Consider the following 13,753-nt stretch of genomic DNA (forward strand, 5'->3'; position numbering starts at 1 on the left):
GAGGGACTGGTGCCCCTATGCAAAGTTCATGGCAGGTGCAGCCAGTCGGGTCTGCGGAACTCCGCTGCCTTGCCGTCTCTCACACATAACAAGAGGGCGGCAATGAGGCCCTGATGGCTATCCAAACCAGTGGGAGAGAACATATGCAAAGCGCACAGACGGGAAATGATATTCGCATCGAGCGACTGATCGAATGGCTGCGCGACGCGCATGCCATGGAGGCCCAGGCAGAGACCATGCTGAACAAGCAGGCCAGCCGCATCGAGCATTACCCACAGCTGAAGGCGCGGATCGAGCAACACATAACCGAAACGCAGAATCAGGCGAAGCTCATCGAAACCTGCTTGCACCGTTACGACAAGTCCTACTCCGGCTTAAAGGATCTGGGCGGCAAGATGACAGCGATGGGGCAGGCCATGGGCGGCATGATGGTCAACGACGAAATCGTTAAAGGCGCGCAGATGGGCTACGTCTTCGAGAATCTGGAGATCGCCTCTTATGAGATTCTAATTGCAGCGGCCAAAGCCGTAGGCGACACCGAAACAGCCGACATCTGCACGCGCATCCTGGCAGAAGAGGTGGCGATGGCAGAGTGGATGCGCAGCCACCTGGCCGAGCTGACGCAAGCCTATCTGACTCGGGCAGCCGAGCCGCATACCGAAGCGAAGCGTTGATCGCTTCGGCCACCCGCGGGCCACCCAGGTTGTAGATCAAGGCAATGCCGATTGGTTAGCCTCCGACAACCTTGGCGGCATCATCCGCAGCGACTGGCATGCCGCTGCGGGTGGCGTAGAGCTCGAAGCGTAGCTCCTGAGCCAGTCGGACAAGGTTCGCTGCATCCCGACACTGATCGTCGGTGATGCCAAATACGGTTAGTTCCTCACCGCCAGCGATGTCTTCGTAGAGCCGGACGGTGAGATGGCTGTCTTCTTGAGCATGGCAGTCACAGCGGAAGGGGTGGAGATAACCGCGAAGGATGTTCTCTATGGTGAGCAGAGGTAGACGTGTAGCCATGATCCTTCCTCCCATCAATGTCTGCATATGGAACGGGGCTCGCGCCGAGTCGGCGCTGCCTTGTTTTTTCAACATCTACAAACGCTAGCAGGCCCTGCCGAGATGTAAACATCGTTACGTCGCCGCTTGGCAGAAGGCTCACAGCTCGGACAAATCGATAACGGAGTCGCTGCCATGGCCCTGGATGAGTACAACCGAAAGCGCGACTTCGCTGCGACCCCTGAGCCTGATGGCGAAAACGGTACGCGCAAACGCCCCAAGGCTCGTGCGCTTCAGTACTGCATCCAGAAGCACGACGCGACGCGGCTGCACTATGACTTCCGACTCGAGCTCGACGGGACGCTGAAAAGTTGGGCTGTCCCGAAGGGACCTTCCCTCGATCCGAAATCGCGCCGTCTGGCCGTGCATGTCGAAGATCATCCGCTTGAGTACGCGACGTTCGAAGGAAGCATTCCGAAAGGTCATTACGGCGCGGGAGATGTGATCGTCTGGGATCGCGGTGTCTGGATTCCCGAAGGCGACCCGCAAGAGGGTTATCGCAAGGGGAAACTGAAGTTCAGTCTCGAAGGTGAAAAGCTGAGCGGCACCTGGAATCTGGTTCGCACGCGCATGGACGGGGGAAAGGAACAATGGTTTCTGATCAAGTCCAACGACGACGCTGCCAGGCCAGAGAGCGAATATGACATCGTCGAAGAGCTGCCCGACAGCGTGCTGAGCGATCGGACCCTGATACCCCGCAAGCGTGGTAAAGCCAAACCGGCAGCCGCAGCCAAAGCGGTCAAAACACCCGCGCGTAGACGCAGCCGCAAGGACGCGCCGAACGCGACGTTGACCGGCGCCAAGCAGGCGCCTTTACCGGAGAGCTTCAAGCCTCAACTCGCGACGTTGGTTGAATCAGTCCCTGACGGGGATTGGCGCTACGAAATCAAGTTCGACGGTTACCGCATCATGGCTCGCATCGAGTCGGGCAAGGTGCAGCTTTTCACGCGTAACGGTCACGACTGGACGCAGAAGATGCCACAGCAGGCCGAAGCGCTCGCTGGGCTTGGTTTGGAATCGGCCTGGCTGGACGGCGAAGTGGTGGTACCCGACGACGACGGCACGCCGGATTTCCAAGCGCTGCAGAACGCCTTCGAAGCTGGCCGTAGCGGCAGCATTCTCTATTACCTGTTCGATATGCCCTATCTGAATGGCATGGACTTGCGTGAGGTCCCACTGGAGGAGCGCCGAGCGGCCCTGAGTCAGGTGCTGGATGCTGACGAAAGCGAGTTGTTGCGCTTCTCCGCTGATTTCACCGAACAGCCGGAGAGCATGCTCGAGAGCGCTTGCCAGATGAAGCTGGAAGGGCTGATCGGCAAGCGTGCAGGCAGTACCTACGTGTCCCGGCGCAGCAACAGCTGGGCCAAGATCAAGTGCAAGAACCGTCAGGAATTCGTCATCGTCGGCTACACCGACCCGAAGGGCGCGCGCAGTGGCTTCGGTGCGCTGCTGCTGGGGCTGCACGACGAACAAGGTCAGCTGTTATACGCCGGCAAGGTGGGCACTGGCTTCAACCATGCCACTCTGGAGAGCCTGCATGCCAAGCTCAAACCGCTCGAAGTCGACAAGAGCCCCTTGGCAAAGGCGCCACCAGCTGCCGACGTACGCGGTGCTCATTGGCTCAAGCCTGAGCTGATGTGCGAGGTCGCCTATGCGGAGATGACCCGTCAGGGCGTGGTGCGCCATTCGGTTTTTCATGGCCTGCGCTCGGACAAGCCGGCTAAAGCCATCACCCACGAGCGCCCAGCGAAAGCAGCCAAGGCGTCTAGCCCGGATAAGCCGAAACAACGCAATCCCGCATCAAACACGGCGGGCGGCAAGATCAAGATCTCGAACCCCGAACGCATCATCGACAAGTCTATCGGTGCAACCAAAATGGAGCTGGCGCGCTTTTATGCCGAAGTCGCCCCATGGGCGTTGCCTCACCTGGCACAGCGGCCGCTTGCCCTGGTCCGAGCACCAGAGGGAATTGACGGTGAGCTGTTTTTCCAAAAGCACACCGAGAAGCTGAGCATTCCGCATATCACCCAATTGGACACCGCGTTGTTTCCCAACCATGCGGCATTGATGACCATCGACACCGCCGAAGCGCTGATCAGCGCGGCGCAGATGGGCACCATCGAAGTGCACACCTGGAATGCCGTGGCGCCGGTGCTCGATCACCCGGATCGCTTCGTGCTCGATCTCGACCCGGATCCTGCGTTGCCCTGGAAGCGCATGGTAGAGGCCACTCAACTCACCCAGACCTTGCTGGACGAACTGGGTCTGCAGTCTTATCTCAAGACCAGTGGTGGCAAAGGGCTGCACGTGATGGTGCCATTGGAGCCGGTCCACAGCTGGACCGAGGTCAAAGCCTTCAGTCAGGCCATAGCGCAGTACATGGCCAAGCTCATGCCGCAGCATTTTTCAGCGGTCAGCGGCCCCAAGAACCGGATTGGCAAAATCTTCATCGACTACCTGCGCAACAGTAAGGGCGCGAGCACCGTCGCCGCTTATTCGGTTCGGGCGCGTGAGGGACTTGCCGTTTCAGTGCCCATTCACCGCGACGAGCTGGCCGATCTCAAGGGCGCGAATATCTGGACCATTCGAAATCTCATGCCGCGCCTGGAAGAGCAGGGCGAAGACCCATGGACGGGGATAGACGAGACAGGGCAGCAAATCACCGCTGAGATGCGCGAACGGCTAGGCATGAAATAACGAGGCGGGCTGATCGTCGGCTCTCTCGGAACATCCTCAGTCCGGTCAGCTCCAAGTTATGGCCCAGACAAGAGTTTTCCTGATGATTTGCTGTTCCCCTTGCGATTGCCAGCCGACGCCACTGACGCCTGGACTTCAACTCACCTATCCCTCTGTCAGAAGCGACCGCTTCCAACGCGCCGCGGAGTACTGGCATCCATGAAGTTCACCCGTTGGCTGATCGTGCTTTTGTTTGTGGTCGCGGCGGCCTGTTTTTTCTGGTTCGATCTTGAGCAATACCTGACGCTGGAAATGATCCAGGCGAAGAGTGGGGCGCTGCGGGACCAGGTCCAGGCGCACCCCTGGTGGGCAGGCTCGGTGTTCTTTGCCGCTTACGTGGCCCTGACGGTCATGTCGTTCCCCGGTACCGTGGTGCTGACGTTGCTAGCCGGCGCCTTGTTCGGCCTGGTTGGCGGAACCTTGATGGTGTCCTTTGCCAGTAATATCGGTGCGCTGGTTGCGATGCTCATTAGCCGGTTCCTGTTACGTGACTGGATTCAGAAACGGTTCGCCAAACAGATCGCAAGTATCAATCGGGGGCTCGAGCGGGACGGAGCCTTTTACCTTTTCTCGCTCCGGTTGATACCTCTCGTTCCCTTCGTTCTATTGAATCCTGCGCTCGGGCTGACGCGAGTAAGCATGTGGACGTTCTGGTGGACAACCCAGGCAGGCATGCTCCCAGGCCACGCAATCTATGTAGGGGCCGGACGCCAGCTGGCGCGTATCCGCGAAATTTCCGACATTCTCTCGCCGAGCTTGATCGGGACGCTGGCTCTGCTTGCCGTGTTTCCGCTGGCCGCTACCAAGCTGTTAACGCTCTACAAAGCGCGCAAGGTCTACAGCGGTTGGCAGAAGCCGGAAAGCTATGAGTACAACCTGCTGGTCGTCGGTGGCGGGAGCGGGGGGCTGGCCGCTGCTCGAATTGCTGCCTCGATGAAGGCTAGGGTGGCATTGGTGGAGCGCGAGCGGCTCGGCGGCGCGGCGCTGCACAGTGGCAGCGTCCCGGCCAGGGCGCTGATGCGGGCGGCCAATATGAATCACGCATTGCGCCAGGGCGGTACGCTGGGCATCCAGATGCACACCGAAGTTGATTTTGCTGAGGTCATGCAACAGGTGCGCCGCACGCTCGACGAGGCACAAGGGCAGGCCACGGCTGAATCATGCAAGGCCACCGGTGTTGAGATGATTCGGGGTAGGGCTCAGCTGACTTCACCCTGGTCGGTTCAGATAGGCGATCGCACCCTTTACAGTCGCGCCATCGTCATCGCCACGGGAAGCCAACCCGTCATCCCGCCAATACCGGGGCTCGAGAAGGTCGAGCCGCTGACCTGCGAGAGCATCTGGGATCTGCAGCAACGGCCGGATCGACTGCTGATCATGGGCGGCGAAGCCAATGCCTGTGAACTGGCACAGGCGTTCCAGCGCCTCGGCTGTCAGGTTACGCTGGTCGTTGAGGGCGACATGTTGTTGGCTGCGGTCGAACCAGAGGCACGCCAAGCTGTTTATGACGCCCTTTGTGCGGATGGGGTCCAGATTCTGCTGCAGGTAGCGCCACAACATGTCGAAGTGGCTGGAAACGAGCGCCGCCTGGTCTGTTTGTTCGAGGAGCAAAACCACTCCTTGCCATTTGATGAGGTGTTGCTGGCGTTGGGGCGCCAGGCCCATCTGGATGACCTAGGGCTTGAAGCGCTGGAGCTGAACACTCGCGAAGACGGTAGCCTGGAGGTGGATGAATACCTGGCTACGCGCTACCCAAACATCTATGCCGTGGGCGCAGTGACCGGTCCGGACAGCTCTTTTCAAAGCGCTACGCACCATGCCTGGTATGCCGCTGCCAATGGCCTTTTTTCCGGATTCCGCCGTTTCATGGTCAGCGACCGAGTGGTCCCGCGCGTGGCCTTTACCTCACCCGAAATCGCCAGCGTGGGCTTGACTGAGGCCCAGGCGAAGTTGGCTGAACTGGAATACGAGGTGACCTTGCTGAACCTCGATTCGCTGGAGGCGGCACAGATGAGCGCCGGCAGCAGCGGTTTCCTCAAGGTCCTCACCGAACGCGGGCGCGACCGCATCATCGGCGTCACGCTTGTTGGGGACGGAGCGAGTGAAACGCTCGCCGTGTTCGTTTTGGCGATGAAACATAAACTGGGACTGAACAAACTGCGCCGTACCGTACACATCAATCCGACCTTGGCTGAGGCCAGCCTCGCGGTTGCGGAGGCCTGGCGGCGCGCGCATACAGCCAAACGTCCACAGACCTGGGCTGCCAGGTTGCATCGTTGGCGGTTGGGCGGCCAAGCCTGAGCAGGATGCTCGAATGTCGTAACTGATGCGAATAACCGATTCGCGGCGCTGCGATGATTCCAGACCGACATTCGGCGCCGAGCGTTGGTGACGGGGAGCAGATTGCTTTTCTAGGTACCAATCCGCCAGCTGCCTGGTGTGGTGAGTCACGAAATTAGCCACGCCGATAAGTAATTGATTTTCCGATATATCTTATAAAAAACTCACTGAATGCTGGAAAATCAGCTCCGATTACAGCTTTTCTAGCGCATTCTATGACTTCTGCCGAAAGCGTATTCGGTTCGTTGATAGCACGGGAGAAGGTATGGAAATCACCTTGGCCGAGGGAATGCCTGTAATCGCGTTGGGAGCGCTGGCTTTCGTCAATAAGCTTATGCCTAACGGAAAGGTTGAAATTCAGCTAAAAAAGGATAGATCCCGCCATGTTCTTACGATTGATGAAATAGAACTCATTAATTTGTCCGAGAAAGATTCAGTTCCGAAGCCGCGACTTTCGGAAGCAATGTACAGATTTCACGATACCTCTATCGAAAGTGCAGAGATCGCTCAAAAGAGGTATGTGGTACTAAACAAGTGTGTCAATAATGAAATAACCGTATCTCAAGCAGCCGAAGAACTCGATCTATCAGTATCCACAATTTACAAACTTCGCCGTAGCTTCGCAAAGGAGGACGGCGTCATGGCTTTACTGGCGAATAAAAAAGGGAGAAAGTTGGGTCTTAGCGCATTACAGGCGCCGGTTGAGGCAGTTATGGATGCCGCAATTTCAAAAAATTATAGAGGGAAAGGCGCTACAGTAAAAAAAATTCACCTCAGTATAATTGAAGAGTGCAGGCGATTAGAATTATCCCCGCCCAGCCTGAGCACCGTGCAGCGTAGGGTTAGAAAGCTCAGTCCGCTCGAGAAAATGACCGCGATCCACGGCGCTGATTATGCCAAGGAAAAGTTAGGGCTCAAAACCGGTAAGTTAGTATTATCTCGCCCGCTGGAACAAGTGCAGATTGATCACACGGAAGTCGATATATTATTGGCAGGTACCGAAGACGGTGAGCGTGCAGTGAGACCTTGGCTCACGGTCGTGATCGACAGCTATACACGAGTAATACTAGGCTTTTATCTTGCTCTACATCCGCCATCGGCGGTATCAGTTGCAGCAGCGTTATCGATGGCGTGCTTTACAAAAGCTAGCTTTCTAAATGCGATCGGAGCAAGCTCGGCAACTTACCCTTTCTATGGCAAACCAGAGTTGATATTTGTTGATAATGCTGTTGAATTTCGTAGTTCAAAATTTGTACGAGCCTGCTCCCTAAATAATATTCGGGTAGAATGGCGACCCATAGGGAAAAAACATTGGGGTGGTATTGTGGAGCGTGTCATTGGGACATTGATGCGAAAAGTACACTCCCTACCTGGGACTACTATGTCGAGTGTCAGCCAAAGGCCTCAAGGCGAAATAAATGCCACTGTAACTTTCCCTAGGCTATTAGTTTGGCTGACCCTGCAAATCGAGATTTACCACAATACATCCCATAGAGGCCTTCAAGGCCGATCTCCCGCTAACGTTTGGTTCGAAGCTTTCCAAACCGATAACGGTAGCCCCATTTACCCACCCCTCATCGCTGACCCGTTTAAGTTCAAGCTTGATTTTATGCCAGAAGACCGGAGAAGCATCACCTCCAGAGGAATTCAGTTTAAAAGAAATTTTTATTCATCTCAGGCATTGGCGCTTCATGTTGGCAGAAAAGATGTAATCATTAAATATGATCCCTTCAAAATGAAAAAAATATGGGCGTATATAGATAACAATTATATAGAAGCTGATTATGGCATGACCAGACCGGACATGAGCCTTGCAGAGGTGATGCTGGCGAGCAAGCCTACTAAGCAACCTCCTTGGCTAACCAGTGAGCAAGGTTACGCTGTTAGATTTGAAGCGGAAAAGCTGATCAGAAAGAGGAATGTCAGCAAAGCAAAAAAAGAGAATTATGAGCTGGCGAATTCTTATATTCCAGGACCGAGCTCCGAGGCGGAGCTTAGTGATGCGTCTGAGCTAGACGGACGCAAGTTTATTCCAACAATTTATCCGGTTAAGGAATAGACAATGACGGCTGAAGGCTTACGCAAAACCAGGCGAGAGAAATATTGCGGCGCATCTGATTTGAAACGTATCGAGGTGATTGGGCGCGATATTTGGATTAGTTGCCCCAGACATCAGAGTATAACTAAGACGGTAGATAATATTCTTAAGCTTAAGGATGTAGAGCCTGCTCCATGTATGCTTGTGTGCGGAGAGGGCGGGTTCGGAAAAACTGCGCTGATTAATGAACTGAAAATGTCTTCAAAAGACCGAAGTGAGGCAATTAGATTCATGTCTTTGGCAGATAATCCCGGAATGCTCAAATTTAGCGACCTCGTTATGAGCGCGTTAGGTGTGCCTATCTTACCCGGGCGAGCAACTACGAGAGCACTTTTGCCTCCAGACATCGTCAAATACGTACGTCAAAGTAATATTAGAGCTCTGATTATAGATGAAATGCAATCTTCTCTTACAGTCAGTAGAGGCGAGCAAGAGCGGAATCTGCTCTTGATCAAGGCATTGTCAGGAGCTCCTTATCGACTATCAATTATCGCTTTTGGCACCTCAGCTGCAAAAAATGCTTTGAGTGTCGATGCTCAACTCAGCCGCCGCTACGAAATCTTGGAGCTTCAGCGTTGGACGTTGGACGATGAGTTTCGAAATTTTCTGGCCTCTTGGGAAAACGAGCTACCGCTCAGAGAAGACTCAAGGCTATACAGAGATGATATAGCGAAGACATTGCTGCTTCACTCTAACGGCGTGATGGACTTTGTGGTCAAGGGCGTAAAATGGGCAGCTATACAGGCCGTATTGACCGGTGAGGAAAAGATAACCAAAGAACTGATTGAAAAGGGTTTTGCGACGCGTTGGAGTTACTAACTGTGCAACGATATTGGAAAGGTCCTCGTATTGTGCACGATGAAACAATCGCGTCCTGGACCTATCGCTGCGCTTATGATCCATCATGCGAGGTGATCACTACTCTTGATTTGGACGGATTAGTGTTCATACCCAAAGCACTGGACCTGAACTCAGGAAGTGATCTTTCGAACCCGTCGTTTGATTTTGACATATCAAATGAGCTATTTAAGAAAATTGTCAAACATTACAAGTTATCAGCCCAAGCTGTCGATAAGCTTTTCGGTTACGAACAAAAAAATCTCCTCGACCCAATGTTTCGCTCAGCCTACTGTGCAGAGTGTTTAAAGGATGATATTACTCATTTTGGCCTACCTGCGTGGCGTCGAAGTTGGTGCTACGTCCATGCTCCGTTTTGCCTCATACATAAACGTCTGCTCTCGGTGTCTGCAGATGTTAGTCCGGCTAAAGCATGCGCCGCTTTTGTTAGTCTGGATGAAAATCTTGGTGATTTTGGGAGTCGAAAGTTTCAAAGCGAAACGACACTCGTCTTAATCCGTAACTTTCTGGCTATTCGAGTTCAGCTCTGGATAAATCGTCTCTATGTTTTATCCAGAAATAACCTTACTCACCCGCACGCTAGGGAAATGTTACAGTGTGTCGATCTCTTACTTAAACGGCTGCTTCGAGTTCCGTCACGCAAATATAAACGGGGCTTGGCTAGATACTTGTTTGGTTATCGTCGGGATTCGTGGTATCCCGATTACGTCCCTGTTGATAAATTGGAAGATATAGGATGGTTGACAGGGCTTCCGGCTCAGAGAATGTGTGCATTGCTTCTGCTTGGCAATCTTGTCGGTTTGTATAGTGATGATGAAATTGCTTGGCTAGACAAGCTGTCGCGCCAGAGAGGATTTCTGTGGCCGCGTTCGTTAGCAGATTTGGTCGATTCCGTACTTCATGTGGAAAACAACAGGCAAGTCTGTAATGTACTATCGCCCTTTTTAAAGGCGGCCAAAACAAAAACCACGATAGATTGGGCTTCACGCTTCCTTAATCACGTAATTACGAACAATAAAACAGGCTTTAACTCACCTAGTCAGTGGCATCAGATAAGATGCTCGTAACGATCCTAAGGTAGATTTAAAGCAGTTATTGGTAATAGGCGTTCATTCAGAAGTTTGTTTATATTATTATCGCCATCTGCCATGCTTCAAGCTTGAAAGTGCGGCAGATATAAGCTGAGCGATATTGAAATAGCAATGACTGGCGGTACCGTTTTTTCCCATTTCAAGTTCGGGCCTAAGCTAGGCCTTCCCAGGGAAGTTTTATATAGCGGTACTCATCTTGATACGTAACTATCCCAGTGGTCTTCAGAGCACTTGATGATAGTTCATTCAATATGGGTGGGGCTGAGGTGCTGCGTACTTGAAGGGCAGGTGTACTCGCTCCGTCATTCCGACCTATATGATACTTCGGCAGGTTCTGTTTCTGAATGCATATGATCACATATTGCACAGCTCGAGTGCTCGAGAGTCCCCAAAGTACAATGGGCCCCCAGCTCCTCAGTATCGTTAAGCCAAGCGCCAGAATGTTCGCACTGACTTTAAAGTACTCAGAAGTGAATGGCTGTATCGGGCCGCCGCTGCTGAAAAATTAGTGGGTTCCTTATGCCATTGGCTGTTGCTTTATTAGCACGCCTGGAGCCGAATACTATTATGGACAGTTAAAGAGAGAACAGCAGCAGCTATGATACTCGGTCAAATCGGAAGATTACGTACTGCCCAGTATATCCGTAGAAGCATCATACAAGGCTTGAATCTTAGAGGCCTGTGGGTATCTACAGCCCATTTGGTCGCCCCCAATTGAGGCTGAGATGATGGTGCGCGTTTTTTATCGACCCCTGTTATGGCATCCGCTCTGAGCGGTGATGAGCGGCGAGGTGCATCTGAACTAGCTTATCGCTGGTTCTGCCCGCTGGGTCTGGAAGACCACAGCCCCAATCATTGGACGTTCTCGCAAGATCTCAATTGCCCTGACCGGAACGTAGTACACGTCCGCCTCAAACCAACCAGCTGCGGCGCAAACAAAAGTAACCAGAAGACCTGAAACAATACGGTATCCATGAGGGAAGCACGCCCCCTTCTACGTGCCTCCTGGAGAGACGCCAAATACTCGAAACTCCAGACGACGGCGATACCTGCTCCTTACCAATAAAATCGGCATCCCGTTCGAAGTTATCTACAATGACTGCCAACCCAAGCTTTTCGTTTGGATAAGGCACGACCCTGGCATCGAATCACTCGGAGTTACTCAGGATTGTTCTTCTAGCACAGCTCTAATCCATGTCCACGAAGAATTGAATGGGAACTGGCCGGCAAATGATTCGGATGGTCCGACTGTTAGCGGGTCGAGCGCTGTCTTTTTGGAAAAATGCGATTAAAAATCTGCAGATAAACATGCATCGGCGACGGCAAAAAGTCCTTGAAGGGACCGTTATTGCTGGCGTCGCAGCCCTGAAGTTATATGCAAATAAATGTGCAGATCAAAACCGGAATCGATTGGCTTTTGGGCTTTTGGCTCTTGCGGGCGGTCGTGCTGACGGAGCAGACCCTATTAGGCCATTCACCTGTCTGCGCTACCCGAGCCATTGCCTCATGGGGTCATGGGTCATAACGGCACTCCGAGTACTCGTCTTCGCAGCCTGCTCCTTGGGGCAGGGCTGAAAATGGCTGTGCTGAGCTCAGGGCGTAGCGAAAAGCCTTGGTAGGTTGCGTTGCGATGTTTCGAGCAGGGCGAAACGTTGCTGCTATCTAGCGCATGGTTAAAACGCGTCTTCAAGCCGCTGAGCGAGTCATGCTTTTAGCGTTACCTACTCGAACACTTTTCCCCAGTCGCGAAGAATCAGCTTTCGGCACGCGGATGGGGCGCCACCAAAGCAACGCTGTGCAACTTCGGTGAGATTTGCTTTCGTTTGATAGCCGACCGTTTTGCCCTCCTGATTGAGCAATACACCGCCAGCTCCCTTTAGCAGTGCGTGACCTGCGACAACATCGTGTGCGGACACTGTTACAAGCGAAACGGCCGCTATTCCATCCCCGGCCGCTACTCGCGCTAAGCGATAAGCGATGCTCGGCATGGCGACAAAGTCGGCCGGTGCACACAGCTCAGCATTTACACTTGGCTTCGCAGCCGCAGCCATGCTCACCATTACCTTGCTTTGTTTATCTAGGTCCCGATCATTTAGTCTCCATGAAACTTCTAGGTCGTTGCGGAGGACGGTATTCAAGCCTTCTGCCCATGCGATGCAGTCGGCTCCGCGGTCCTCAGTGACAGGGGCACAAACCACGCCCAGTACAGGTACCGCGTTCCGCAGGAGACCGACCGAAACAGCCGAACCCTTATGCCCCTTCAGAAAATCACTCGTGCCGTCGTTAGGGTCGACGACCCAGCAGTATTCCGCACCAGTCAAGGAGTTGCCGGTCTCTTCTCCCCAAAAGTCGCAGTCGAGCAGAGCGAGTAAATCGCGGCGCAGAAAGCACTCAATTTCCAAGTCCACCTCGGCCTTGTCACCACTCCCGCGGGGTCCGTTTGGAAGAAGCCACTCTGCTGCCAACAACGCAGATGCCGCTACGACCCTATCGATGACCTGATTGAGCAAGACCACATAGTCCATAGATTACACCGCTATTCGATTCGCCCGCTCTGCTCGCCACAATGTGCGTTGGAGATGACGGAAGGGGCCGTTAACTGCTCGTATGCTGGTAAGCCACATTTGATGTATAGGCTATTGAGATCGATAGTGGTTGTTGTCCTCAAGCCGACTTCAGTTCCACCGGTGCACGATTGTCAGTGAGTCCTAGCGGCATACGCTATGAGTCCGCTTTGGGACTTGGGACCATGCTCAATTCCCGCCATCGGCGCTAAAGGTCAATCGCCAGCGTTGCGGTGGTAGGTTCTTCGATGATTCATGGTCAAAGTACGTCGCGCCGGATTTAAGCACATAGGCATAACTCGTTCCTCGCGCCAGATCTGTACCCTCGACTGCCCTGAGCTCATCCATCCGCCATTCACCAGTGCCGTTCATACGTCCCGGACTAACAAGCTGGACTTGCTCAATTTTCCATCCATTGGTTTTCGCGGCAGCCAAATCCACGAGGTCCTGCACCGTATAGATCAGTAAGGTCGTTGGGCGTATGCCCTCGTCATCTTGATCAACCGCAGAGACATGAAAATAGGGGAAGGAGGCAAGATACTCAACGTACCGCCATGTATGGGCCCCACGTAGAAGAGAGCCTACAGGGACTTCCGCGTGATCAAACGTGAGGAACATGGTGGCATACCTTCGCAAATGAACACTATAGTTTGTAGCATTATAGCGTTCAACATCGCTTTATAGTTCCTTTTGCAGGTATGGCAAATGGAACTGAATACGGCATTCGGGCAGGCCCTCAGAATTTCGAGGCAGGCCGCAGGACGAACGCAAGAAGATTTCACTCGCATAAGCAGCCGAACCTACATAAGTCAGCTTGAGCGCGGATTGAAATCCCCGACCCTGGAAAAGCTCGATGAGCTCAGTAAACTACTCGGGATGCACCCTGTGACGCTGGTGGCGGCGACTTACATACTCAAGAATCAAGTGGGTGCGGACGACCTGCAGTCGACATTGGTCGCAGAGCTGAAACAGTTGGGATTCTGAATGGAAAGGAAGGTTCTCAGGACGCACCG

The 13,753-nt window shown here is 53.5% G+C and carries 10 protein-coding genes; 7 read left to right on the forward strand and 3 right to left on the reverse strand.

What is annotated here, in order from left to right; genetic code table 11:
* The first annotated feature begins 143 nt into the window (after window positions 1-143).
* Window positions 144-674 carry a hypothetical protein gene (locus C1896_10890; protein AZZ45365.1) on the forward strand — a complete coding sequence of 177 codons (531 nt, stop codon included), beginning with the start codon at window positions 144-146 and terminating at the stop codon, window positions 672-674.
* A gap of 55 nt (window positions 675-729) precedes the next feature.
* On the opposite strand, the gene C1896_10895 is transcribed toward C1896_10890, so the two are convergent.
* Window positions 730-1,014: a hypothetical protein gene (locus C1896_10895; protein ID AZZ47623.1), complete on the reverse strand. Its 285-nt coding sequence runs from the start codon at window positions 1,012-1,014 to the stop codon at window positions 730-732.
* A gap of 174 nt (window positions 1,015-1,188) precedes the next feature.
* On the opposite strand from C1896_10895, the gene ligD reads away from it, so the two are divergent.
* The 5 genes from ligD (at window position 1,189) to C1896_10920 (ending at window position 10,152) form a co-directional block, all read left to right on the forward strand.
* A complete protein-coding gene (ligD, locus tag C1896_10900) occupies window positions 1,189-3,750 on the forward strand; it encodes a DNA ligase D (protein AZZ45366.1) in 2,562 nt (853 codons plus the stop codon).
* Between the two features lie 198 nt (window positions 3,751-3,948).
* Entirely contained in the window at window positions 3,949-6,090 is a 2,142-nt protein-coding gene (locus C1896_10905; protein ID AZZ45367.1) for a dihydrolipoamide dehydrogenase, read from the forward strand.
* A 304-nt stretch (window positions 6,091-6,394) separates the two neighbouring features.
* Entirely contained in the window at window positions 6,395-8,188 is a 1,794-nt protein-coding gene (locus C1896_10910; protein ID AZZ45368.1) for a hypothetical protein, read from the forward strand.
* 3 nt (window positions 8,189-8,191) lie between these two features.
* Complete coding sequence (locus C1896_10915) at window positions 8,192-9,046, forward strand: transposase (GenBank protein AZZ45369.1); 855 nt, start codon at window positions 8,192-8,194, stop codon at window positions 9,044-9,046.
* Entirely contained in the window at window positions 9,034-10,152 is a 1,119-nt protein-coding gene (locus C1896_10920; protein ID AZZ45370.1) for a hypothetical protein, read from the forward strand. The genes C1896_10915 and C1896_10920 overlap by 13 nt, the downstream gene beginning before the upstream one ends.
* Window positions 10,153-11,897: 1,745 nt before the next feature.
* On the opposite strand, the gene C1896_10925 is transcribed toward C1896_10920, so the two are convergent.
* Window positions 11,898-12,701, reverse strand: coding sequence for an inositol monophosphatase (locus C1896_10925; GenBank protein ID AZZ45371.1), 804 nt, complete (start codon window positions 12,699-12,701; stop codon window positions 11,898-11,900).
* A 228-nt stretch (window positions 12,702-12,929) separates the two neighbouring features.
* Window positions 12,930-13,358 (reverse strand): hypothetical protein, encoded by a 429-nt coding sequence (locus C1896_10930; GenBank protein AZZ45372.1) that lies wholly within the window; start codon window positions 13,356-13,358, stop codon window positions 12,930-12,932.
* A gap of 87 nt (window positions 13,359-13,445) precedes the next feature.
* Between C1896_10930 and C1896_10935 the strand changes: the two genes are divergently transcribed.
* Window positions 13,446-13,724 carry a transcriptional regulator gene (locus C1896_10935; protein ID AZZ45373.1) on the forward strand — a complete coding sequence of 93 codons (279 nt, stop codon included), beginning with the start codon at window positions 13,446-13,448 and terminating at the stop codon, window positions 13,722-13,724.
* Window positions 13,725-13,753 lie beyond the last annotated feature (29 nt).

The sequence above is a fragment of the Pseudomonadaceae bacterium SI-3 genome (assembly GCA_004010935.1).
In the GTDB taxonomy this organism is placed as follows: domain Bacteria; phylum Pseudomonadota; class Gammaproteobacteria; order Pseudomonadales; family Pseudomonadaceae; genus Stutzerimonas.

Excerpts from the sequence above, each read along its gene's own strand:
- C1896_10905 (AZZ45367.1), top strand. The coding sequence starts at position 3,949 with ATGAAGTTCACCCGTTGGCTGATCGTGCTTTTGTTTGTGGTCGCGGCG.
- C1896_10910 (AZZ45368.1), top strand. The coding sequence starts at position 6,395 with ATGGAAATCACCTTGGCCGAGGGAATGCCTGTAATCGCGTTGGGAGCG.
- C1896_10895 (AZZ47623.1), bottom strand. The coding sequence starts at position 1,014 with ATGGCTACACGTCTACCTCTGCTCACCATAGAGAACATCCTTCGCGGT.
- C1896_10890 (AZZ45365.1), top strand. The coding sequence starts at position 144 with ATGCAAAGCGCACAGACGGGAAATGATATTCGCATCGAGCGACTGATC.
- ligD (AZZ45366.1), top strand. The coding sequence starts at position 1,189 with ATGGCCCTGGATGAGTACAACCGAAAGCGCGACTTCGCTGCGACCCCT.
- C1896_10935 (AZZ45373.1), top strand. The coding sequence starts at position 13,446 with ATGGAACTGAATACGGCATTCGGGCAGGCCCTCAGAATTTCGAGGCAG.
- C1896_10930 (AZZ45372.1), bottom strand. The coding sequence starts at position 13,358 with ATGTTCCTCACGTTTGATCACGCGGAAGTCCCTGTAGGCTCTCTTCTA.
- C1896_10925 (AZZ45371.1), bottom strand. The coding sequence starts at position 12,701 with ATGGACTATGTGGTCTTGCTCAATCAGGTCATCGATAGGGTCGTAGCG.
- C1896_10915 (AZZ45369.1), top strand. The coding sequence starts at position 8,192 with ATGACGGCTGAAGGCTTACGCAAAACCAGGCGAGAGAAATATTGCGGC.